Raw genomic sequence first — 20,423 nt, forward strand, 5'->3', positions numbered from 1 at the left:
ACGGGATGTCAATAAAATGTAGTATTTATCGGGTCTTTCCCATTCATGCAAAAAAGGTGCCTCTCTGTGAAGAAAGGCACCTTTAACCGATTCCTGCCTGATCTAAACGGATTCTTTCGTTTCTGCTTTCTTCGCTTCCCCGAGCGCAATCACAGCCAGTCCTATCCCATAGGTGATCCACATCGGAGTAAAATGAATGGCTGAACTGGGCGCCATCCCACCGAAGAAATATCCGGTCAATGCGGCCATCGTGGAGTACGCGGCCCAGCGCAACATCGGGCTTAACGATGGCGAATGCTTGCGGTTGGCAAGCTTCCACAAGCGCCACAACATCCAAAAATAGAGGGACATATAGAGCACAAAGATCAACACGCCAAAGTTAACCAACACCTCGCCCCACCAGTTGTGCAGGTTGACTTTGTTCACCTTGACGCCGTATTTAGCCATCCACGGCTCCACATTGCCCGCTCCGATGCCCATGTAATGGCTTTGTTGCAAGAATTTAAAGCCGTTGATCAACAGCCATTTACGAACCCCCGCGCTTTCACCCGTCTCCATTTTTTCAATGCCCGTATCTCCATCTTCCACGTGCCAAGCGCTGTTCTTAATATCCTGCAAAAATCCAAGTGTGCTGGACAGCTTCGTTTTTGCCGCATTTCGTGCTTCTTCTGACAAGAAAATCGCGCTCAAGCCATTGGCCAAGATGACCGCCGCCACAATAGCGGCCACAGCTTTGGCGATATTTTTCTTAGTCAGCTTCTCCCTTTCAACTGCAAACGGCAGTCCAATAATCAACATCAAAGAAGCGAGCGGCAAAGCAAACGCGGTGTTACTGCGCGAACCCGTAGCGATCAATATATAGATCGTCAACACACCGGTAATATAGATAAACCATTTATGCTTTTTCTGCAGATCAAGCATAAACAAAGCTGTTGTCAAAAACGGCAAGCCCAGTGTGATGCAGGTAGCCAAGTCATTTTGATTGGTAAACACCGACGTAACCGATGCAGACGTTGTTTTAAAGAAAGCTGAGGGAGGCAAATGAATCAACGTAATCGACTCAAACACGGCGTAAAAAATAATCGCCGCAAACACCCAAAACAACACCCGCTTCGCTTTCCACAGCTTTTCTTCCGATTGCAGGAAAAAAGGAAACGACAGCGTGAGCGGCAACATAAACGCCATGTAGAACAAATACTTTAGCGCTGCCCCCATGCTCATCACCCAAGACAGGGAGAGGAGCCCGTACATAAACCAGAAGGCGAAAAACGCCGCATAATAGCGGACGGGATACATATAAGATGTTTCCAGATTCTTCTGCGTCACCAGCCGCAAGATAATCCCACCGGCGAGCAGTACATATGCGATGCGGAAGAATGTTAAATTAAATCCTTCAGTCAAAGGAATCCCCAGCGTTGGTCCCAAGAGCGCAAAAGCGATCATCAAATAAAACAGGGTGTCTAATCGCTTTTGCCTCGGAATCAACATTTCACTCACTTTTTTTCACCCTTTCCCACCCAATTTCGGCAATAAACGGCCGATCTGTCGGAATGAACGAACCGAAAATAATCCCGTCGCAAAGACCGCGGCCACCGTGACGCCAAGCGCGATCAAATAATACGCCCACGCGTTCGGCAACTCATTGCTCTGCACCCAAGTCACACCAATCATGGCGGCCAAGAAAATCGTCAAATATATTAACATCGCGCGGAAACGGAAATCAACCGGATATTCTTTCTGGTTTTGTGTGTAGACATAGATGATCACAATCAGATATGCTACGACGGTCATGCTGACCGCTCCCCAAATCCGGAACAGGGGGATCAAAAGCAAACAGCCGACCACATAGACCACCGCCGCGATCATGAATCCCCGCGAGATGATTTTGGTCTTTTTCTTAATCAACAGCCCCACACCAAAAACAGTATGCAACACATTGAATAGTGTACCCAACGACAGCGCCCAAACATAGAGGTAACCACTGCCAAGTCCCGGCTTTCCGGTGGTGAACAATTGATAAATCGGTTCCATGACAAAAGCGAGCAACATGACGGCCAATGTTCCCACTACCAAGAGCCCTCTGCCGACCAAACCATACAGCTGAGGCGCATCTTCTCTGTCTTTGATCGACATCGAAAAAGGACGCCAAGCCAATTGAAATGGCGATGTCACCAGCACAATGATGCTTGCGAGCCGCATCATGGCTTCATAGATCGCTGCATCATTTATCGAAGACATATGGTACAACATGGGTCTGGAAATGGAACTCATCGCCCAGAATGCCATCAATGTGGGCAAAAGTGGGGCACCGTATTTGATCAGATCGGATAAGTGCTTTCGGGAGAATTTTAATACTAGCTCTTTGCGGAATATAATGAGAAGCAACACGGCCACAGCCGTCTGCCCGACGAGCTGTCCGTAAAAAATCCCCATAACACCGTCCTTTTGGACGATCACAAAATAAAGACTCAGCAAATTGGAACCAATCACATAGGCCATGCTAAAAATATTGAACAACCATACGCGACCGGCATAGCGAGCGTAACCAAGCAAATGTTGAATGATGATTGCGCCAACCGTCGCCAAAAACGCCACGGCCAATAAATAGGTATAATCGCCACTATGATCATATACCACTTCAGCTAACGGTGCACCAAAAAAATAGGCGAAAGCCGTAAAAATCAAACACATGGTCACACTGAAAGCAATGGCGTTGAACAAATACGTTCTGCGCTCTTGCACCGACTTGGCGTCAAAATAGTAAAAGGCCATCGCCGTATCCGTCCCTAGCACACACAAATAGGTTAGGATCAGCGTAAATGTATTGGTTTGGCCCCAATCAGCAAACTGTCCGTTCGTCAAATATTTGATATAAAAGGGGACAAGCATGGCCGAAACCAGCTTGTTCCCCATCGTTGCAACAGCAAACGCGGCAGAGTCTGAGAAGAGTCGTTTAATGAGCTGTTTCATCGTCATACACCTTCTAACCGGTGTTACTCTTGATTTTCCAACAGTTCACGATCCGGAACATCACGCAGCACGCGGGCAGGTACGCCAACGTACAGCTTTTTCGGTTCCGTGTCTTTGTTAACCAGCGCTCCGGCCGCAATGAAACTTTCTTCAGCGACGGTAACCCCCGGCAACAAGATCGAACCGCCGCCCACGCGCGCCCCGCGCTTGACCAACGGACCCCGGACAAACTTGAAGCGCTCTTTGGTGCGCCCCATGAAGTTGTCATTGGTGGTGGTCACAGTCGGCGCGATGAACACCCGCTCTTCCAGCGTGGTGTATGCCGTGATATATGCGTTGGTTTGAATTTTGGTGAACGAACCGATCTCAACTTGATTCTCCACCGCCACGCCCCGGCCGATTACCACGCAGTCACCGATGGTGCATTTCTCACGCACCGATGCTTGGTCGCCAATCATCACTTCCCGACCAAACGTGCTACCGCGGTACAGCACCGTGTTAGCCCCGATCGTCGTCCCGTCCCCGATGGTCAGCGGCGCCAAGGAGGCATCCACTTTCACTGTGGAAGATTTGGCTGGTCTCGGCCAACGTCCCAATACACAGTTATCTGAAATAAATACGTCCGATCCAATAACAGTTCCTGCATGAATGGTCACATTATTGCCAATCGTCACGTTATCGCCTAAAACTACGCCTTCTTCAATAACAGAAAAGTAGCCGATGGAGACGTTTGTCCCCATCCGCACAGATTCATGCACCACATTTTTCATGAAAAACCCGCCTTTATAGTTTTTCGTAATCCGCTTCGATTTTTTGTACACCTTTCATCGCATTACGGGTGTCGAAGATCACTTTGGCTTTGCTTGCGATCGCTTCGTAGTCAAATGCTGTGTGGTCGGTGGTGATCAGCACAATGTCTGCGGAAGTGAGCAGTTCATCGGTCAATGGCACCGTTTCGTACTCTTTGCCGTCCACACGGAAGTTTTTGATATGCGGGTCGACCGTGACGAAATCAGCATTGTATTTTTCCAGCAGTTTTACAATTTCCATCACTGGCGATTCGCGGTAATCATCGATGTCTTTCTTGTAAGCGACGCCCAACACCGCTACTTTGGCTCCGTTCAATGCTTTGCCATAACGGTTGAGGATTTTCATGATGCGGTCGACAACAAAGTCGGGCATCTCGTTGTTGATCTCCCCAGCCACTTCAATCAAGCGGGTATGATAGTTGTATTCACGCGCTTTCCAGGTGAGATAGAACGGGTCGATCGGGATGCAGTGCCCACCCAAACCAGGGCCCGGGTAAAACGCCATAAAACCGTAAGGCTTGGTTTTGGCAGCGTCAATCACTTCCCAGATGTCGATACCCATTTTGTTGCACAAGATAGCCATTTCGTTTGCCAATCCAATGTTGATGTTGCGGAACGTGTTTTCCAGGATTTTTTCCATTTCCGCCACTTTGGGGCTCGACACAACATGTACTTCGCCTTCCAGCACCGAGCGGTACAGTGCAGCCGCCACATTGGTACACTCCGGCGTAACCCCACCCACCACTTTGGGGGTGTTTTTGGTGTTGAACACTTTGTTGCCTGGATCAACGCGCTCTGGAGAGTACGCGAGGAAGAAATCTTGACCCACCTTCAGGCCTGTCTCTTCCAAGATCGGTTGCACGATCTCTTCCGTCGTGCCTGGATAGGTTGTGCTCTCCAGCACGACCAGCATGTTTGGATGCAGGTATTTGGCGATGCTCTTTGCGGAAGATTCCACATAAGAGACGTTAGGTTGTTGGTATTTATCCAGCGGAGTCGGCACGCAGATGGCTACCGCGTCCACTTCCGCAATCAAGGAGTAATCGGTGGTCGCTTGGAGCTGACCGTTATTCACAATTTCTTTCAGCTCTTCGTCAACGACGTCACCAATGTAGTTGATCCCTTGATTCACTTGTTCTACGCGGTTCGGCAAAATGTCAAAGCCGATCACTTTGTAACCCGCTTTTGCTTTCTCAACGGCCAGCGGCAAGCCAACATAACCCAGGCCCACTACACCGATGACTGCCGTTTTATCTTGGATTTTGGTAAGTAATGTTTTTCCGCTCACGATTCATTCCATCCTTTGCCCATTAGTTGTTTGCATAGTATTCCTTAATGGTATCAACGATCTTATGAATGGTTTCTGTCTCCAACTCCGCGTACAACGGCAAAGCAAACGTGCGGTTGGACATGTATTCGGACACTGGCAGGCTGCCTTTCTCATATCCCAATGGCTTATACACATCTTGTTGATGAAGCGGTACCGGATAGTAAACGCCAGTGGAGATGCCTTTTTCTTTCAGATAAGCCATCAACTGATCACGGTCATCCGCTTGCACAATGTACAGGTGATAGATGTGCTTACGATCTTCAGCCGCATACGGGGTGATGAGCGGAGTATCTTTCAGCAGCTCATTGTACAGGGCCGCACGCTCACGCCGTCCGTTGTTCCAATCATCGAGGTGGCGCAGTTTGATACGCAACATAGCTGCTTGCATCTCATCCAAACGGCTGTTGTAGCCGATCATGCTGTGATAGTATTTGGGGTTGCTACCATGTACGCGCAAGATGCGGATTTTTTGGGCCAGTTCATCGTCATTGGTCACAACCATACCGCCATCTCCGTAGCCACCCAGGTTTTTGGTCGGGAAGAAGGAATAGGTAGCCGCATGGCCCAGCGTCCCGATTTTGCGTCCTTTGTATTCCGAACCCAAGGCTTGCGCGGAGTCTTCCAGCACGAACAGGTTGTGCGCTTCAGCCAGTGCCATGATCTCATCCATATTGGCCGGCTGACCGAAGATGTGCACCGGAATGATCGCCTTCGTCTTGTCAGTAATTTTCGCTTCGATTTGTTTGACATCGATGTTGTAAGTTTTCTCATCGATATCCACAAATACCGGGGTCGCACCCAGCTGGGAAACCACTTCCGCAGTGGCGAAGAAGGTGAAAGGCGTCGTGATCACTTCATCACCAGCACCCACGCCCGCCGCGTCCAGCGCCAACAACAGGGCATCCGTTCCGTTAGCTACGCCGATGGCATGTTTCACTCCTACATAACGGGCCACTTCTTCTTCGAACGCCTTCACTTCCGGCCCCATGATGTACTGCCCGTTATCCAACACCTTGGCCACCGCTTGCAAAAGCTCTTCGCGAATCGGTGCCATTTGCGCTTTAAGGTCCAACAGAGGAATCTTTTTCATGATCATCATGCTCCTTGTTTCGTAAGTGTTGTGAGTTTAACCGCGTTTCTTCAGATCGTCCATTTTCACCGGCTTGCCAGACTCGGCGGCCTCTTGGCACGCGATAACGAGGCTGAGCGCTTGCCGCCCGGCTTCCCCGTCCACAATCGGCGCGCGGTCTTCACGGATGGCATCGCACATGTCCTGAATGATGCATTGATGACCTGGGATGCCGAATGGATCTTGCTCCACACGTTGTTTGACTTGTTCCGCTTCTTCTTCATTCAGGTCCGCAAACGACCAATGCTTAATCCAGTTTGCCGTCGGTCCCCCGATGATGGCCGTTCCGCGTTCACCAAAGATCGCTAACGACTCTTCCAAGTTTTTGGGATAAATGGTAACAGCCGCTTCCAATACGCCCAACGCCCCGTTTTTAAAGCGGATCACGGACACGGATGTATCTTCAGCCTCAATGTCGCGAATTCGCGTTGCGGCGTAAGAGGAAACCTCATCTACTTCACCCATCATCCACAACAAGAGGTCCATATTGTGAATCGCTTGGTTCATCAGGACGCCGCCATCCATCGCTTTGGTGCCGCGCCATGGCGCTTGGTCATAGTATGCCTGGTTTCGGTTCCAACGCACTGTCGCGTTAGCGTGTCCGATTTTGCCAAAGGCTCCGCTGTCCAATTGCCGGCGGAGTTCCACCACAGCGGGGCGAAAACGGTTTGGATGCACCACAGCCATCTTGACTCCGTTTTTCTCGCAGGCTTCGATCATGGCGTCCGCATCTTCCAAAGTCAAAGCCATCGGCTTCTCGACGATGACATGCTTTTTGGCCTCCGCCACTTGCAAGGTCAGTTTGGCGTGAAGGCCGCTCGGCGTGCAAATCGCCACCACGTCGACATCCGATTTCAGCATGTCGGCGAGGTCGGTATAAGCGGTAACCCCTTCCCGGGCAAACTCTTTCAAACGCTCTTCATTGGTGTCGCAAATCGCTACCAATTGAGCGTCTTCCACCGCGTCAATCGCGGCAACGTGCTTCTTGGCGATATGGCCGCAGCCCACAATTCCAAAGCGTATCACAAATCTCCCTCATTTCTATTCAAGTTCATCTATCAAACATCTTGTTACAATTAATGTTTTATTTAATTCACACAGGTATGTTACAGGAACATTACAAACCTATCACCAACTGTAACATAGTTGAAATTTTTTGGGTATCCCCGCATCTAAAAAGTCATAAAGTTTTACGTTCTCCCGCTTGGCAACGCAGTCTCAGGGATTGACGTCCCAGCTCTGTTTCTCTTCCAACACGCGCGCATACACCGCTTTGGTGTTCTCTGCGTTCTGTTCCCATGTTAATTTCCGTGACGCCTCTAATGCTTGTTTGCCCATGGTGTCTATGAACGATTCATCTTCAATGAGAATTTTGCGTAGCGCGCGAGTGATACTGTCCACATCTTGTGACTGGGCCAACAACCCTGTGCGCCCGTCTTGCAGGATTTCCCGAATGCCGCCGACATCGGTGGCAACCATCGCCCGCCCGCATCCCATCGTTTCCAATAAAATCGAAGGCAAGCCTTCACTCAAGCTGGTTAACGCCACCACATCCGCACTGTTGATCCACACCGGGATCTCCTCGTACGGCTTTCGGCCTAAAAAGGTGACGCGTCCCTGCAATCCCAACTGCTCCACTTGTCGTTCCAATTCTGCGCGAAGTGGCCCTTCACCGATCAGATTCAAGCTCACTTCTTCACATTCAGCGGCAATTGTTCCAAACGCCTCCAACAGATAAGGAATCCCCTTCACCTGATACAGGTTGCCGACAAACAACACCTGCTTTCCAGACAACGGCAAACCCAATGTTTTTCGCGCAACGCCTTTCTCCATCGGCTGGAATCGGCTAGGGTCAAATCCGTTGTAGATGGTAGCCACCTTCGCATCCGGAACCATCCGGATCACTTCTTGCCGCGCCCGTTCACTCACCGTGATGACAAAATCATTGCCACGGAGCGCCTGCTCGGTCCGCTCATACACACGCCGGCTCCGTTTGGGATAAAGCATCACGTCCGATCCGTGAACAGTGCTTACCACCGGCACGCCAAACGCTTGTTTCAGCAGACTTCCCGCATAACCATCGGGATAAATGGTGTGGCAATGGATCAACTCAAACGGAAACTCTTCATAAATGGATGGCAAAACCTTCCGCAACGCATTTACATATAGGTTGCCGTATTGAGAAAAGAAAAACCCACCCGGAAACATCCGTGTCGGGACATAGTAGACGGGAATGCCATCCAACTCCGTGCGCGCGGGCAATTGGCGGTAACCTCGCCATTTGCGATAAAGCGGAAAGTGCGGAATCGGCACAACTACACGCACATCCATTCCCGCCTGTTTCAACGCCTTTGTTTGATTGTGCACAAAAATGCCAGCCATTGGATTAACTTGATTTGGATACATGTGGGAAACCACCAGTACGCGGGTGCCCATCGTGATCACATCCTTTGCAGCGTGGGTAGGATTTTTTCCTGCCAAACAACGCAGATAGATTGCACGAAAACGGTCGATAATAAGGACATCCATCATTCAGGAGAGATCTTGTATGAGAAGACAAAAAATGGCCAGTGACGCTTATAATTCCATGTTGGGCATTTTTAACGGGTTGCTGATCAGCTTGCCCGTATGGGGAGTGCTTTATTTTCTGTGGCGCATGTTGCACCTATGGAGTTGGTAGGTAACACGAGGCGGAAGGTCCCGCTCATGGGGACCTTCCGCCGCTATGTATTCGCTTATGAGATGGCGAACATCAATTCCCCTTCCGCCACTACTTTGTCTCCCACGCGCGCAATGCCTTTGCCTTTGCCCATGCTACCTCTTAAGCGGATCATTTCCACTTCAAGAGTGAGCGTGTCGCCCGGCTTCACTTGCTCGCGGAAACGGACTTTGTCAATGCCCGCAAAAAAGGCCAATTTCCCTTTGTTTTCTTCTAAGCCAAGCACGATGACCGCACCTACCTGCGCCAAGGCTTCGATGATCAACACACCCGGCATGACTGGGTAATCCGGGAAATGTCCTTGAAAAAAAGGTTCGTTCACTGTCACGTTTTTGATTCCCACCGCGCGCTTGCCCGGCTCCCACTCCACGATGCGATCCACCAATAAGAATGGGTAACGGTGGGGAATAATTTCTTGAATCTGTTTCACATCACATTTCATGGTTTGCTTCTCCCTTCACTATTCCGGTGACCATTTGTCCTCATTATAGCGAAACGTATGGTAAAAAACTATGTTGACATAAGAACGAAATCAGGACGGATTCATGACAATCCCTAGCCACTGCCAGATTGCGGTGTTTCCCGCTCATATATGTAAAACAGCCGCAACAGGGCTTGTCCCCCGCAACGGCTGCACATTCACAATGATTCCATGCACGATTGCCAAGAAAGATTATTACAGGACAGGTTCCATCTCCATCTCTCGTTCAGCCACTCGCTCCACGGCACGGGCTACTTCCACATGCACCTTGGGATCAAGCGGATGGGGAACCAATTCTCCGGATGCGGTGCAATCGGCGATCGCCTGCGCAGCGGCCACCAACATGGAGTGGGTAATTTCTTTCGCTCCGGCATTTAGCACTCCGCGGAAAATACCCGGGAAGCCCAACACGTTGTTGACGGAACGCCCATCTGCTGCAAACGCGGCTCCCGCTTTAACCGCTTCTGCTGGTGTGATTTCCGGTTTCGGGTTGGACAGAGCCAGAATCACTTGCCCCTTGCGAACCATCTCCGGCTTGATCAAGCCTGGCACCCCTGTCGTGGCAATAATGATGTCACAATGCTCCATCAACTCCTCGATGGATTGAAGCGCTGTGCCACCGTAACGACGCAACCGCTCTAGCGCCGCCTCTTGACGGTCAACACCGCACATCTCTTTGACACCGTAGGCCATAAACATCCGGCAAATCGCCAGCCCAGCTGCACCCAAGCCGATCTGTCCCACGACGGCATCTTTCAAGTCAACACCCGTTGAGCGGCAAGCAGAGATCACCGCAGCCAGTGTCACCACTGCCGTACCATGTTGGTCGTCATGCATGACAGGAATCGGCAACTCCTCTTTAAGCCGTTCTTCAATTTCAAAGCAATGCGGCGAGCCGATGTCTTCCAACAGAATCCCGCCGAATCCTTGATAAATTTTTTTAATGGTGTTCACCACTTCATCCGGATCGCTGGTATTTAACAGGATCGGAATCCCGCTGATGCCCGCAAATCGGTCAAACAAAGCCGCTTTTCCTTCCATGACCGGCATGCCGGCCAATGAACCGATATTCCCCAAGCCCAAGATCGCGGTTCCATCGGTGACGATGGCCACCGTGTTGCCGATGCTTGTATAATAACGGGCCTTATCCGGATCATCCTGAATCACCCGGCACACATCCGCCACTCCCGGCGTGTACACGCGACGCAAATCGGCGAGCGAACGAATATCCATCCGGCTTTTCATCTGGATTTTTCCGCCTTCATGGGCACGAAGTACGTCATCAGACACGGCATGGACGTAGATTCCGTTTTCCAATGATTGAATCGATTGAATCACTGCATCTAATTGCTCTTTGCTCTCACAATGAACGGTAATGTCCCGGACAGTGGACAAGGGGCCGACTTTAATGGTGGTAATGTCCCCGATATCCCCGCCAGCCATTCCGATAGCAGTTGCCACTTTCCCAAGATTCCCCGGTTTGGACGGGGTTTCCACAATAATGGTTCGTATGATGTTTCGTACTGTCATCTGCGCACCCCCTAAATGTTAATCATACAAAATCTCAATTAATAAAAAAAGAATCGGTCTATTTTTACCGATTCTTTCCGCACTCATTCGCGAGGTACCACCCGCAATTGGAACAGATAGATTAATGACGTGATATAGGACAAGATAATAACAGACCAGAGGAAGACATGCGCTTGGGTATAATCCAGCATGAGCATAAATAAAGCAAGATAAAACAGCACCGTCGTCAGTTTGCCGAAAAAATTCGCTGGCAATGTCTTTTTTCCTTGAAGGTGAAAGATCGCCGAGTAGACGATCATCGCCACATCCCGCAAGAATATGGCTGCGGCCTCACCCAGGCTGATTTTGCCTGAAATGAGCAAGGACAAAAAGACCGCCAGCATCATCAGCTTATCCGCAAGAGGGTCCAACATGATCCCCAGCTGGGTGATTTGTTGCGTCTTGCGTGCCAAGTAACCGTCCACCACATCCGTCAAACCTGCGAGAAGGATGATCCCAAGTGCCCAATACATGCGCCCAGCCATATCGGAGAAGTACACGGCCAAATACAGCGGTATCAAAAAAAACCGCGCCAAGGTTAATAAATTGGGCAAATTCAATTCTGGGTCCCTCCTCACGCCATCAGATAAATGCAAAATCCCCGCCCCACACTTGCAAACGGGTTACGTTTTAAAGATCAATTTGTAGATATGCTGCCACATATCCATATCAAAAACGTCGCCAGCCGGTTGTTTGCCGATCACCGCGTGACCTACAATCAACCCGATAATCAAGGCCGCCAGCAACGAAACAGGCAACCAAACGATTTTTACAACTTTCTTCCAAGCCGGACGCGCGTCGGCCTCATCCTGTCCCTTAACCTCTTCTGTATATTTCCCACGTTTCTCCTCTTTTGAAACATGTTCCGTCGATTTGGAAGCAGCCTCTTGGCCTGATTCATCGGCCTTGGCAATGTCTTCGGAGAAATCAACGGTATAGGCGGGTTGTTTATACTGAATCTCTGGCTCTTTATCGGCTTCGTCAACCGGAGTCAAGGAGTATTCTTTAAAATCGATGGGAGTCAGTGTGTCTTCTAGAGAAAGGTTGCGTTCAGCTTGATTGGGGGCCGGGGATTGGTCGGCCTGAACCGGTTCGTCCAATGCAGATTGACCTTCTTGCCCAGCGGCAACAGATTTTTGAGCAAGCGGAAGAACCGATGATTGTTTATTGTCCGGACTCTGATAGTCTTGTTCTCTGTCGACGGCACCGCTCTTATCCAAATTAAGATGGGTGTCTTGCACCAATTCATCTTCTTTGCTCCACTTCAGCATCCCCACTGGCAAGGTGTCTTTTTTGGCGCTTTTGGTGAGTTTTGGGCTTTCTTGCTCTTTGGGTTCTGGCTGCTGAGTTGCTTCGGTCAACGAGCTTTTTGCCTCTTCCTGCTGTGCGGGATGAACTTGATCCCGCTTGTTGTTGTCTTGGTTTTTATCTGCGTAACTCATCTGCATTCCTCTCCAAAGGCTTACTTCTCCAATTTGTTTGAAAAAAAAGCTCGTCCAATATAAAAGGCTTTAGTTATGTCTGTCACTATTCATAATTGAATATATCGTAACTATGAACATAAGTCTATACTTACACCGTATAGACGCGGGTCTGTTTCGTTTACAAAAAATAGCACCGGAAGAAGGGTGTAAACGGGGTGTGTATCACTTATACAAAGGATATTATGTCATGCTACCGGTGCCACAACCCGAATAAAATTTAAACTTTCATTGAAACTTCTTGGCATTCTGGTTGCGATCGCCGCTTGTACTTAATTTTTGTCGCTTCCCCTCCTCTTATGTGTCTGATCGACTTATGGTATTCCAGTATCTCTTTCACCTGGTTGGCCAATTCGGGATTGATCTCAGGCAAGCGCTCCGTTAAATCTTTATGGACTGTGCTTTTTGACACGCCGAACTCTTTGGCGATCGTCCTTACAGTGTTTCGTGTTTCCACAAAATAATTACCGATTTTAATGGTACGCTCCTTTATATAATCATGCACCCGCCCCGCGCCCCCTTTCGTCATGATTTGCTACATTATATTGGAAGGCACGTTCGGTTATTCTTTGCAAACAAGCCTGGACAAGAATAAACAAGCTTTTTTTTTGGATAAACTATGACAAGATCGCGAAGCCGCGCATAATCCTGTCATGGACAAATGGAATTGCCCACAACGAGTAAAAAGGCACTCTCCATCAAGAAGAGTGCCTGTCTCGGATTATTGTTTCGTTTGCGGCAAATATTGGGCCGGATTGACTGCCTGTTGGTCGCGTCCGCGAACCTCAAAGTGCAAGTGAACGCCAGCTTCTTTTTCAAACAAGTTGCGTCCGGCCTTGCCGATCACTTGGCCCTTTTTCACTATTTGCCCTTGTTTGACCCGAATGTCGTCCAAACTTTGGTAAACAGTGGAAATACCGCTTTCATGCTTAATTTCTATTTGATGACCCAACACGGGATGTTCTTCGACGCGGATGACTTTTCCTTCCAGCGCCGCTACTACTTCAAAGCTTTTTCCATCTTTGCGAGCGAAGTCGATTCCAGCATGGGGCCAGAAAGCATTGGCGTAATCAACCAAAGCTGCTTCCCGATCTTTGTTGGATTTGGCTTCATCATAAAAATCCATGGTTTTGACAGCGCCTGAATTTTTGGCCGTAGGCAACACCATATCATCATCGGTTGGGTTGGTCGGCATTTTTTCTTTTGGCAAGGAGGCGGGGATCGGCTTGTTCGTCTCCGTCACGCGGCTCCCATGCTCTTGGTACAGCCAAGCAATGGTTAGAATCAGTGCTGCCGTCACTAGATAAATTGCCGGGAAAAACCACTTCTTCGCAAAAAGTTTTTTCCACTTCAACCGTTTTTGGGCTTGTTCAAGAGATGTCACTGTTTTATTTGGTTCCTCAGGTCTCATGCTTGTATCACCTCAGGTACCATTCTCGACGGTTTATTTCCTTTTTATACCCAAGTTGGTAAATGTTTCGTCAATTTATAGGCGTCAAACGCGCATGCAAATCTTCGCGCACCGGACCCGCTTTAGACGAAAGAAGAAAGGAATGGTATCATGAAACCTTTCATGCCAGATCTCGTATACTTTGAACCCGACGCACTCAAATACCCGTTGGGCCAGGAATTGCACGAGAAGTTCAGCGCACTCGGCACCCCCGTCAAAATCACCCCGTCCCACAATCGCATCACCGACCTTCCCGGATCAACCGAGCTGGAAAAATACCGCATCGCCAAACGCACCTTGGTTGTTGGTATCCGCAAAACGCTGAAGTTTGAACCCTCCAAGCCGTCTGCGGAGTACGCAATCCCCCTGGCTACCGGATGCATGGGCCATTGCCATTATTGTTATCTGCAAACCACCCTTGGCAATCGCCCATATATCCGGGTCTACGTCAATTTGGACGAGATTTTCGCCCAAGCGCAAAAATACATCGACGAACGGGCACCGGAGATCACCCGCTTTGAAGCGGCCTGCACCTCAGATCCGGTGGGGATTGAGCATTTGACCGGATCGCTGAAAAAAGCCATTGAATTTATGGCTACCCAACCCATGGGCCGACTGCGCTTCGTTACCAAATTCGCTCACGTCGACTCCCTGTTAGATGCAGATCACCGCGGCCATACCCGGTTTCGCTTCAGCGTAAATGCCGACTATGTGATCAACCAAATGGAACCGGCCACCTCGCCGCTTTCCGACCGCATCGAAGCGGCTAAGAAAGTAGCTGCAGCCGGTTATCCACTCGGTTTTATTATCGCACCGATCATGATCTTCGACGGTTGGGAGGAACAATATGCCTCCCTGATCCGCCGGTTGGCAGAAGCCCTGCCTCCCGACCTGCCGGACTTAACTTTTGAATTGATTACCCACCGCTACACCGCGACCGCCAAACGCATCATCGAAGAGCGATATCCCAAAACAAAGCTGGCAATGAACGAGGAAGAACGCAAAAAGAAATGGGGACGATACGGACGAGTGAAATATGTGTATCCCGATGAACCCATGCGCGAAATAAAAGAAAAAATCCCCGCATGGTTGAAAACTTCTTTTCCGAACGCCGAAATCAGTTACATCACTTGATCGGCCAGAGCAGCAACCGCCTGTGCTTGGCGATGCTCAGTCCAAGCGCAGGCGGTTGATTTCCACCCCTTGGTAGTAATGCTTGATAATCTCATCCACCGACTTGCCCTGCGCGGCCATCAGGTTGGCGCCCCACTGGCTCATCCCTACGCCGTGCCCGTAACCTTTTGTGGTGATGATGACTTGACCATCCTTCATCTGCAATTGGAAGTCAGACGAAGGTAGGTTTAATGCTTCTCGCACTTCTCTGCCTTTAAACACTTCCCCGCCAATCCGTACCCGCTCAATCCTCGCACCTTGCGTCCGGCTGAGGACGGCAAACGACTGGTTGCTTGTGGTTTGCAATGCGGCAACAGCCAACCGTTTGCCGGTCGCTTGTTCCAGCTTGCTTAAAAACACATCCGGCTTCATGCTGACGCGGTTGATATACTTGGGTGACAATTGATCCCAGGAAGAGTCCACACTGCGCAAATAGGGGTACTTCTCCTTGAAATATTCTTCGGAGTTCTCCGTGCGGCCGTTGCTGGTGGAAAAAAAGGCCGCGTAGATCGGCTTGCCGCCGTAGGTGATAATCTGCCCCGCTGTGGCATGTACAGCTTCGGCCACTCTCCGTTTATTGTTGGGATAGTTGTAGCCCCATTTTTTGCGCAACACAGCGTCTGTCTCATACGCTTGGTGCTGTACCGTATCTGTCACATGGGCTCCGCTGGCTTTTTCACCCCATTCTTTGGCATCCAGCACTTGCCCTTTCATCAATCGGCCCACGATGTAGGTGCGTGCCGCCAATGCTTGGGCTTTTAAAGCTTCCGAATGGAATTGTGCCGGCATTTCGGCCGCCACCACCCCTTCAATATACGATTCCAAAGGTAGCTGAATCACTCGTTTTTCTTTGCTTAAATAAACACGAACCTGAAGCGAGTTTTGACTCGCCAGATCCGCCCCTTCCTTCCCCAGCTTGTCCCCCGCATCTGCTGTATCCGCTCCCACCCATGACACCAGCAGCGCGGGAATTCCCATGATCACGAGCAACAATCCTGCTATGCCGATGAGTATCCCTCTTGAACCCATAACCGTCATCCTTTCTCCCGTGATCTCTTGCCACGAGCCTGCAGCAATGAAAAATGCGTTTCTAGATCTCCCGCTCCAACAAGACTACGCTACCAATCTATGAAACAAAAACGGCTCTTTAGAACGAGATAACAGAAAACGATCGAAAAAGAAGCGGACACAAGCAACCATCCAGTAGAAACACCAGCTTCCACGGAAAACAAAACAAGCGGCATCCTTTGGGATGCCGCTTGTGCTGGCTTATCTTATGCAAATGTCTTTTGATGCACTGGACTTTCTTCCTCTTCCTCTACTTTCACGCGAGTGATATTTGCACCCAGCGCACGCAGTTTGCCTACAATATCGACATAGCCGCGGTCAACATGGTGCAACTCGGTCAATTCAGTCGTCCCTTCAGCCACCAAGCCAGCCAAGATCAGTGAAGCTCCCGCGCGCAAGTCGGTCGCTTTCACTTGGGCACCTGACAAGGGGTGACCCCCTTCAATGATCGCCGTGCGGCCGTCAATTTTGATCCGGGCATTCATCCGTTTAAATTCTTCCACGTGCATAAACCGGTTTTCAAACACCGTTTCCGTCAACAGGCTATTGCCGTCCGCAGTCAATAAGAGGGCCATCATCTGTGACTGAATGTCTGTTGGGAATCCGGGGTATGGCAACGTCTTCACATCCACCGGCTTCAATTTTCCTTCCGCGCGGACATGAATGCCATTCTCCCCATCCAGCACATGTACGCCCATTTCACGCAACTTGGCAATCAGTGGCACCAAGTGGTCGGAGATGGCTCCTTCCACAAACACTTCCCCGCGCGTAATCGCCGCCGCCACCATGTAGGTGCCCGCTTCAATCCGGTCAGGAATGACCGTGTATTCCGTTCCGCGCAAGAAGTCAACCCCATCAATGCGGATTTCGTCCGTTCCGGCGCCGCGCACCTTAGCGCCCATCGCATTGAGGAAGTTGGCCAAATCAACGATCTCCGGTTCACACGCTGCATTCTCAATCACTGTGCGACCTTCCGCCAAAGCGGCCGCCATCATGATGTTTTGCGTCGCTCCCACGCTCGGGAAATCAAGATAGATCGTCGCACCTCTCAACCGGTCGGTAACACGCCCTTCGATGTAGCCATGTCCCGTTTCAAACTGCACACCCATCGCCTCAAACCCTTTTAAATGCAGGTCGATCGGCCGGCTACCGATGGCACAACCGCCAGGCAGAGGAATGCGGGCATGCTTTTTCCGTGCCAACAAGGGCCCCATCACCAACACCGAAGCTCTCATTTTGCGCATCAATTCATAAGGCGCCTCCGTGGAGGCCACCTTCTCCGCGTTGATGGTGACTTGATCTTCTTTCAATTCGACTTTCACACCCAAGCACTTCATCATTTGGGTGATCGTTTTCACGTCCTCCAACATCGGGACGTCCAAAATGGTGATATCCCCACGTGAAGCCAGCAAAGATGCTGCGATCAGCGGAAGCACCGCGTTTTTCGCCCCATGCACCTTCACTCTACCTTTTAAGCGCGCTCCACCTTGAACAATGATCTTTTCCAAAACTCTTCCCCCCATTATTCTAGTATTCTATGGTTATGATGGGCGTTCCGATTGTCAGGACAACCGCGGGCCTTTCCGAATCCATCCGTGCGGCCACTTGCAGGTTCATCGAGCCGCGGCCCGTTTCAATACCCTCGGGCAACACGGGGGAGCGTGCGGAAAGGCTCACAGTGCGGTCTGTCCGCATCCCTTCCACTTCCCTCGCTCCCAACAGAGTCAGCACCTTTTGCGCATATTGCGCTAGCCCGGTCGTCACATGCAATGTTCTGCCTCGGATCGAAAAATGATAATCGGCAATAATTCCATATGATTGCAACAGTCTTGTACAACGTCTCTTCAGTGCTTGAAAGGATTGCGTCGGAACCCCTCGTCCCATCAATTGAAGTGACACGTATGGGGTAACATATTTATCTCCAAGTCTATCATGAATTACAATGAATTTGATTACTGTATTTCCATAGCGTTGATCGACAGCCGTGTATTTTACCCCATCTCGGCCGACGGTCTTGTGCACGTTCCCCGTACCTAGCCCATGCGATAAACGCTGTACCCAATCTTCCAACTGCTGCGCTTGTATGGCTTGACGCAAGCGTCCCCCATGGTGCAGCATGAAAACTTCAGGTTGAACGTTCAGGGTGTGCAAAGCCGCTAGCAACCGCTGTTCTGGTTCGATCGGTTGCATCTGGGCCCCTTGCAACAACAGCGATAGCACAATGAGCAAGCCCCATTCGATACGGCGCAAATTTTTCATTTTCAACCTCTCCCACGAATTGGCATTATTTCCATTTTTCGCATTCGTGGCAAAGACTATACCTTCCGCTTCTATCGCAACAGGGTGCCCACCAACCGTGACCATCCGAGATAGTCGATCACAAACGATGCCAAACCGTGCCCCAGCACAATCGAAACCACTGAAAGCAACAGTCTGGCCTGCATCACCCGGTTGGGGCGAATGAGGACATCCCAACGGACTCCCGTCAGAATCCACCAGCAAAACACGATGCTACCGAGGGAGATGAGGATGTTCACCAATGATTCCATCGCCAGTTGCCCCACTCCATTCATTTTATGCACACCCCCAATCGCAGGTTCTGCACATGGTATCATGGTACAAAAAAACGTCCTGAATAGCAAAGAATTTTTTATTACAAGTCATCAACATTAAACCCCCCGCTCGCTTTTGGCAAACGGGGGGTTTCTTTTGCGGCCGCACCGTCACTGGGGTGCGCCGTTGGAGGCGATGGACAACACCGAAGTCCAATCCAATTCACCGATAAACGTCAAGAGCGGTTCGGGGAACAAACCCAAGCCGATCGTCCCACCCACTCCCAACAGGATTGCGATCGTAGCCAACCACGGCACCGGCACTTTTTGATCGGAGTAGGGAGGGCGAAAATACATTTGGCGTACAATACCAAAGTAATAGTAGTACGACACAATGGTCGTCAAGATCATCACCGCTGCCAACCATTCCTGATTGTTAAACAGCGTGCTGGTAATCAAATAAAACTTCCCGAAAAACCCAGCGGTCAACGGTAGCCCCGCCAAAGAAATCAGAAACAGGGTCATGGCTGCCGCCAACCACGGCGAACGGCGGGACAATCCTGCAAACGCGCTAATGCCTCCATGCCCCCGATCTTTGGTAACGAATTCGATCACTACAAATGCCCCAAAGGTCATAAACAGATACGCGACCAAATAGAACAGCATACTAGGGAACAGGTCAAAAGGCACCAAGCCAATCGTTGCAAACGGTACAACGAGGTAGCCAGCTTGGGCAATGCTGGAATAGGCCATTAACCGTTTGGCATTGGTCTGCCTCAAAGCAATCGTGTTACCCAAGATCATTGACAAAGCAGCGACGATCATCAACATCCACGAAACCACTTCCAGCCAGCTCGCGTCCGACATCAACGGGCTGTAAGCTACAAGGAGCACCCGGATGATAAAAGCGAATGCAGCGGTTTTGGACACGATGGCCAAAAAGGCGGCAATTGGCGTGGATGCCCCTTGGTACACATCGGGCGCCCACATATGAAATGGCGCAAAGGCAACCTTAAAACCAAATCCCACCATCATCAAGAAGAGGGACAAGTAAATAAACAAGTGCCCTGAACCGCCCATCCCTTCGGCGAAACGCTGGCTGATTTCAAACAGGCTCGTGCTACCTGCAAGGCCGTAGGCAAACGACATCCCATACAGGATGAACGCGCTGGAAACTCCCCCGAGCACCACGTATTTCCAAGCCGCTTCATTGGCTTCCCCCCGCTCTTTGCGGATGCCCACCAAGATGTAGGAGGAAAGGCTCAGGAGTTCCAATCCCACAAACAACGTGATCAAATCAGCGGAGGAAACCATCACCATTGCCCCAAGCAAGGCAGTAAGGAGCAAATAGTAGTATTCGCCTTCCCGCGACTTCCACTCTTCCTTCCCCGACGCCAGGGAAAACAGAAAGACCCCAGCGGTTCCAGCCAGCAAAATCGCTTTGAACATCAAGCTAAATGAATCAATGCGATAAGTATCAGCCAAAATCTGATATGGCTCATGCCCGAACGCCATCGCCACGAACACGCCAGCCAGCACGACCGCCGCTAAGCCGAACCAGCCAATCACTTTGCGCGAACGCGATTCCTTCAGCAACAAATCAATAATGGAAAGGAGGGCGGCGGCAGAGACAATCACCAACTCGGGCGCCATCACCCTCAGATCAAAATCGAGCAATATTTGTTCCACGCC

Annotated in this window: 20 protein-coding genes; 2 read left to right on the top strand and 18 right to left on the bottom strand. The window is 50.3% G+C overall.

Annotated features, from left to right (window positions below; genetic code table 11):
* Nucleotides 1–102: 102 nt before the first annotated feature.
* The 7 genes from NYR52_RS15730 to NYR52_RS15760 all read right to left on the bottom strand — a co-directional run bounded on the left by NYR52_RS15730 (nt 103) and on the right by NYR52_RS15760 (nt 8,770).
* Nucleotides 103–1,497 carry an O-antigen ligase family protein gene (locus NYR52_RS15730; RefSeq protein ID WP_375163163.1) on the bottom strand — a complete coding sequence of 465 codons (1,395 nt, stop codon included), beginning with the start codon at nt 1,495–1,497 and terminating at the stop codon, nt 103–105.
* Between the two features lie 6 nt (nt 1,498–1,503).
* Complete coding sequence (locus NYR52_RS15735) at nt 1,504–2,970, bottom strand: lipopolysaccharide biosynthesis protein (protein WP_022737417.1); 1,467 nt, start codon at nt 2,968–2,970, stop codon at nt 1,504–1,506.
* Between the two features lie 23 nt (nt 2,971–2,993).
* Nucleotides 2,994–3,740 (bottom strand): acyltransferase, encoded by a 747-nt coding sequence (locus NYR52_RS15740; RefSeq protein WP_022737416.1) that lies wholly within the window; start codon nt 3,738–3,740, stop codon nt 2,994–2,996.
* A gap of 13 nt (nt 3,741–3,753) precedes the next feature.
* Nucleotides 3,754–5,070 (bottom strand): nucleotide sugar dehydrogenase, encoded by a 1,317-nt coding sequence (locus tag NYR52_RS15745; RefSeq protein WP_259436778.1) that lies wholly within the window; start codon nt 5,068–5,070, stop codon nt 3,754–3,756.
* Nucleotides 5,071–5,089: 19 nt separating this feature from the next.
* Nucleotides 5,090–6,199 carry a DegT/DnrJ/EryC1/StrS family aminotransferase gene (locus NYR52_RS15750; RefSeq protein WP_259436016.1) on the bottom strand — a complete coding sequence of 370 codons (1,110 nt, stop codon included), beginning with the start codon at nt 6,197–6,199 and terminating at the stop codon, nt 5,090–5,092.
* A gap of 36 nt (nt 6,200–6,235) precedes the next feature.
* Nucleotides 6,236–7,264 (bottom strand): Gfo/Idh/MocA family protein, encoded by a 1,029-nt coding sequence (locus NYR52_RS15755; RefSeq protein WP_132221699.1) that lies wholly within the window; start codon nt 7,262–7,264, stop codon nt 6,236–6,238.
* A gap of 192 nt (nt 7,265–7,456) precedes the next feature.
* Nucleotides 7,457–8,770, bottom strand: coding sequence for a glycosyltransferase family 4 protein (locus NYR52_RS15760; RefSeq protein WP_259436017.1), 1,314 nt, complete (start codon nt 8,768–8,770; stop codon nt 7,457–7,459).
* 16 nt (nt 8,771–8,786) lie between these two features.
* Between NYR52_RS15760 and NYR52_RS15765 the strand changes: the two genes are divergently transcribed.
* On the top strand, nt 8,787–8,918 hold the full coding sequence (locus NYR52_RS15765; RefSeq protein ID WP_022737411.1) for a hypothetical protein: 132 nt from the start codon (nt 8,787–8,789) through the stop codon (nt 8,916–8,918).
* Between the two features lie 55 nt (nt 8,919–8,973).
* Here the strand turns inward: NYR52_RS15765 and fabZ are convergent, their stop codons facing one another.
* From fabZ to NYR52_RS15795, 6 genes are all read right to left on the bottom strand, one after another.
* Nucleotides 8,974–9,399: a 3-hydroxyacyl-ACP dehydratase FabZ gene (gene fabZ, locus NYR52_RS15770; protein ID WP_054095791.1), complete on the bottom strand. Its 426-nt coding sequence runs from the start codon at nt 9,397–9,399 to the stop codon at nt 8,974–8,976.
* Between the two features lie 234 nt (nt 9,400–9,633).
* Complete coding sequence (locus tag NYR52_RS15775; RefSeq protein ID WP_054095792.1) at nt 9,634–10,968, bottom strand: NAD-dependent malic enzyme; 1,335 nt, start codon at nt 10,966–10,968, stop codon at nt 9,634–9,636.
* An 83-nt stretch (nt 10,969–11,051) separates the two neighbouring features.
* Entirely contained in the window at nt 11,052–11,567 is a 516-nt protein-coding gene (locus NYR52_RS15780; RefSeq protein WP_022737409.1) for a CDP-alcohol phosphatidyltransferase family protein, read from the bottom strand.
* Nucleotides 11,568–11,630: 63 nt separating this feature from the next.
* Complete coding sequence (locus NYR52_RS15785) at nt 11,631–12,449, bottom strand: DNA-directed RNA polymerase subunit beta (protein WP_158283317.1); 819 nt, start codon at nt 12,447–12,449, stop codon at nt 11,631–11,633.
* A 259-nt stretch (nt 12,450–12,708) separates the two neighbouring features.
* Entirely contained in the window at nt 12,709–12,993 is a 285-nt protein-coding gene (gene spoIIID / locus NYR52_RS15790) for a sporulation transcriptional regulator SpoIIID (RefSeq protein ID WP_022737407.1), read from the bottom strand.
* Nucleotides 12,994–13,209: 216 nt separating this feature from the next.
* Entirely contained in the window at nt 13,210–13,899 is a 690-nt protein-coding gene (locus tag NYR52_RS15795; RefSeq protein WP_132221705.1) for a M23 family metallopeptidase, read from the bottom strand.
* Nucleotides 13,900–14,049: 150 nt separating this feature from the next.
* Here NYR52_RS15795 and splB point away from each other — a divergent pair, with 150 nt between their 5' ends.
* Nucleotides 14,050–15,072, top strand: coding sequence for a spore photoproduct lyase (gene splB / locus NYR52_RS15800; protein ID WP_132221707.1), 1,023 nt, complete (start codon nt 14,050–14,052; stop codon nt 15,070–15,072).
* 36 nt (nt 15,073–15,108) lie between these two features.
* Here splB and spoIID read toward each other — a convergent pair whose 3' ends face one another.
* The 5 genes from spoIID to NYR52_RS15825 form a co-directional block, all read right to left on the bottom strand.
* On the bottom strand, nt 15,109–16,140 hold the full coding sequence (spoIID, locus tag NYR52_RS15805; protein WP_132221709.1) for a stage II sporulation protein D: 1,032 nt from the start codon (nt 16,138–16,140) through the stop codon (nt 15,109–15,111).
* 245 nt (nt 16,141–16,385) lie between these two features.
* On the bottom strand, nt 16,386–17,687 hold the full coding sequence (gene murA, locus NYR52_RS15810) for a UDP-N-acetylglucosamine 1-carboxyvinyltransferase (protein WP_132221711.1): 1,302 nt from the start codon (nt 17,685–17,687) through the stop codon (nt 16,386–16,388).
* Nucleotides 17,688–17,706: 19 nt separating this feature from the next.
* Complete coding sequence (locus tag NYR52_RS15815) at nt 17,707–18,438, bottom strand: YwmB family TATA-box binding protein (RefSeq protein WP_158283318.1); 732 nt, start codon at nt 18,436–18,438, stop codon at nt 17,707–17,709.
* Nucleotides 18,439–18,509: 71 nt separating this feature from the next.
* A complete protein-coding gene (locus tag NYR52_RS15820) occupies nt 18,510–18,752 on the bottom strand; it encodes a DUF1146 family protein (protein WP_022737401.1) in 243 nt (80 codons plus the stop codon).
* A 150-nt stretch (nt 18,753–18,902) separates the two neighbouring features.
* Nucleotides 18,903–20,420 (bottom strand): NADH-quinone oxidoreductase subunit N, encoded by a 1,518-nt coding sequence (locus NYR52_RS15825; protein ID WP_259436018.1) that lies wholly within the window; start codon nt 20,418–20,420, stop codon nt 18,903–18,905.
* Nucleotides 20,421–20,423 lie beyond the last annotated feature (3 nt).

The sequence above is a fragment of the Laceyella sacchari genome, assembly GCF_024927925.1.
Classification (GTDB): Bacteria; Bacillota; Bacilli; order Thermoactinomycetales; family Thermoactinomycetaceae; genus Laceyella; species Laceyella sacchari.

Bases quoted from the DNA above. Each gene is read 5' to 3' on its own strand.
- NYR52_RS15735 (WP_022737417.1), bottom strand. From the start codon at position 2,970: ATGAAACAGCTCATTAAACGACTCTTCTCAGACTCTGCCGCGTTTGCT.
- NYR52_RS15740 (WP_022737416.1), bottom strand. From the start codon at position 3,740: ATGAAAAATGTGGTGCATGAATCTGTGCGGATGGGGACAAACGTCTCC.
- NYR52_RS15750 (WP_259436016.1), bottom strand. From the start codon at position 6,199: ATGAAAAAGATTCCTCTGTTGGACCTTAAAGCGCAAATGGCACCGATT.
- NYR52_RS15760 (WP_259436017.1), bottom strand. From the start codon at position 8,770: ATGATGGATGTCCTTATTATCGACCGTTTTCGTGCAATCTATCTGCGT.
- NYR52_RS15765 (WP_022737411.1), top strand. From the start codon at position 8,787: ATGAGAAGACAAAAAATGGCCAGTGACGCTTATAATTCCATGTTGGGC.
- fabZ (WP_054095791.1), bottom strand. From the start codon at position 9,399: ATGAAATGTGATGTGAAACAGATTCAAGAAATTATTCCCCACCGTTAC.
- NYR52_RS15775 (WP_054095792.1), bottom strand. From the start codon at position 10,968: ATGACAGTACGAAACATCATACGAACCATTATTGTGGAAACCCCGTCC.
- NYR52_RS15785 (WP_158283317.1), bottom strand. From the start codon at position 12,449: ATGAGTTACGCAGATAAAAACCAAGACAACAACAAGCGGGATCAAGTT.
- NYR52_RS15795 (WP_132221705.1), bottom strand. From the start codon at position 13,899: ATGAGACCTGAGGAACCAAATAAAACAGTGACATCTCTTGAACAAGCC.
- splB (WP_132221707.1), top strand. From the start codon at position 14,050: ATGAAACCTTTCATGCCAGATCTCGTATACTTTGAACCCGACGCACTC.
- spoIID (WP_132221709.1), bottom strand. From the start codon at position 16,140: ATGGGTTCAAGAGGGATACTCATCGGCATAGCAGGATTGTTGCTCGTG.
- NYR52_RS15815 (WP_158283318.1), bottom strand. From the start codon at position 18,438: ATGAAAAATTTGCGCCGTATCGAATGGGGCTTGCTCATTGTGCTATCG.
- NYR52_RS15820 (WP_022737401.1), bottom strand. From the start codon at position 18,752: ATGAATGGAGTGGGGCAACTGGCGATGGAATCATTGGTGAACATCCTC.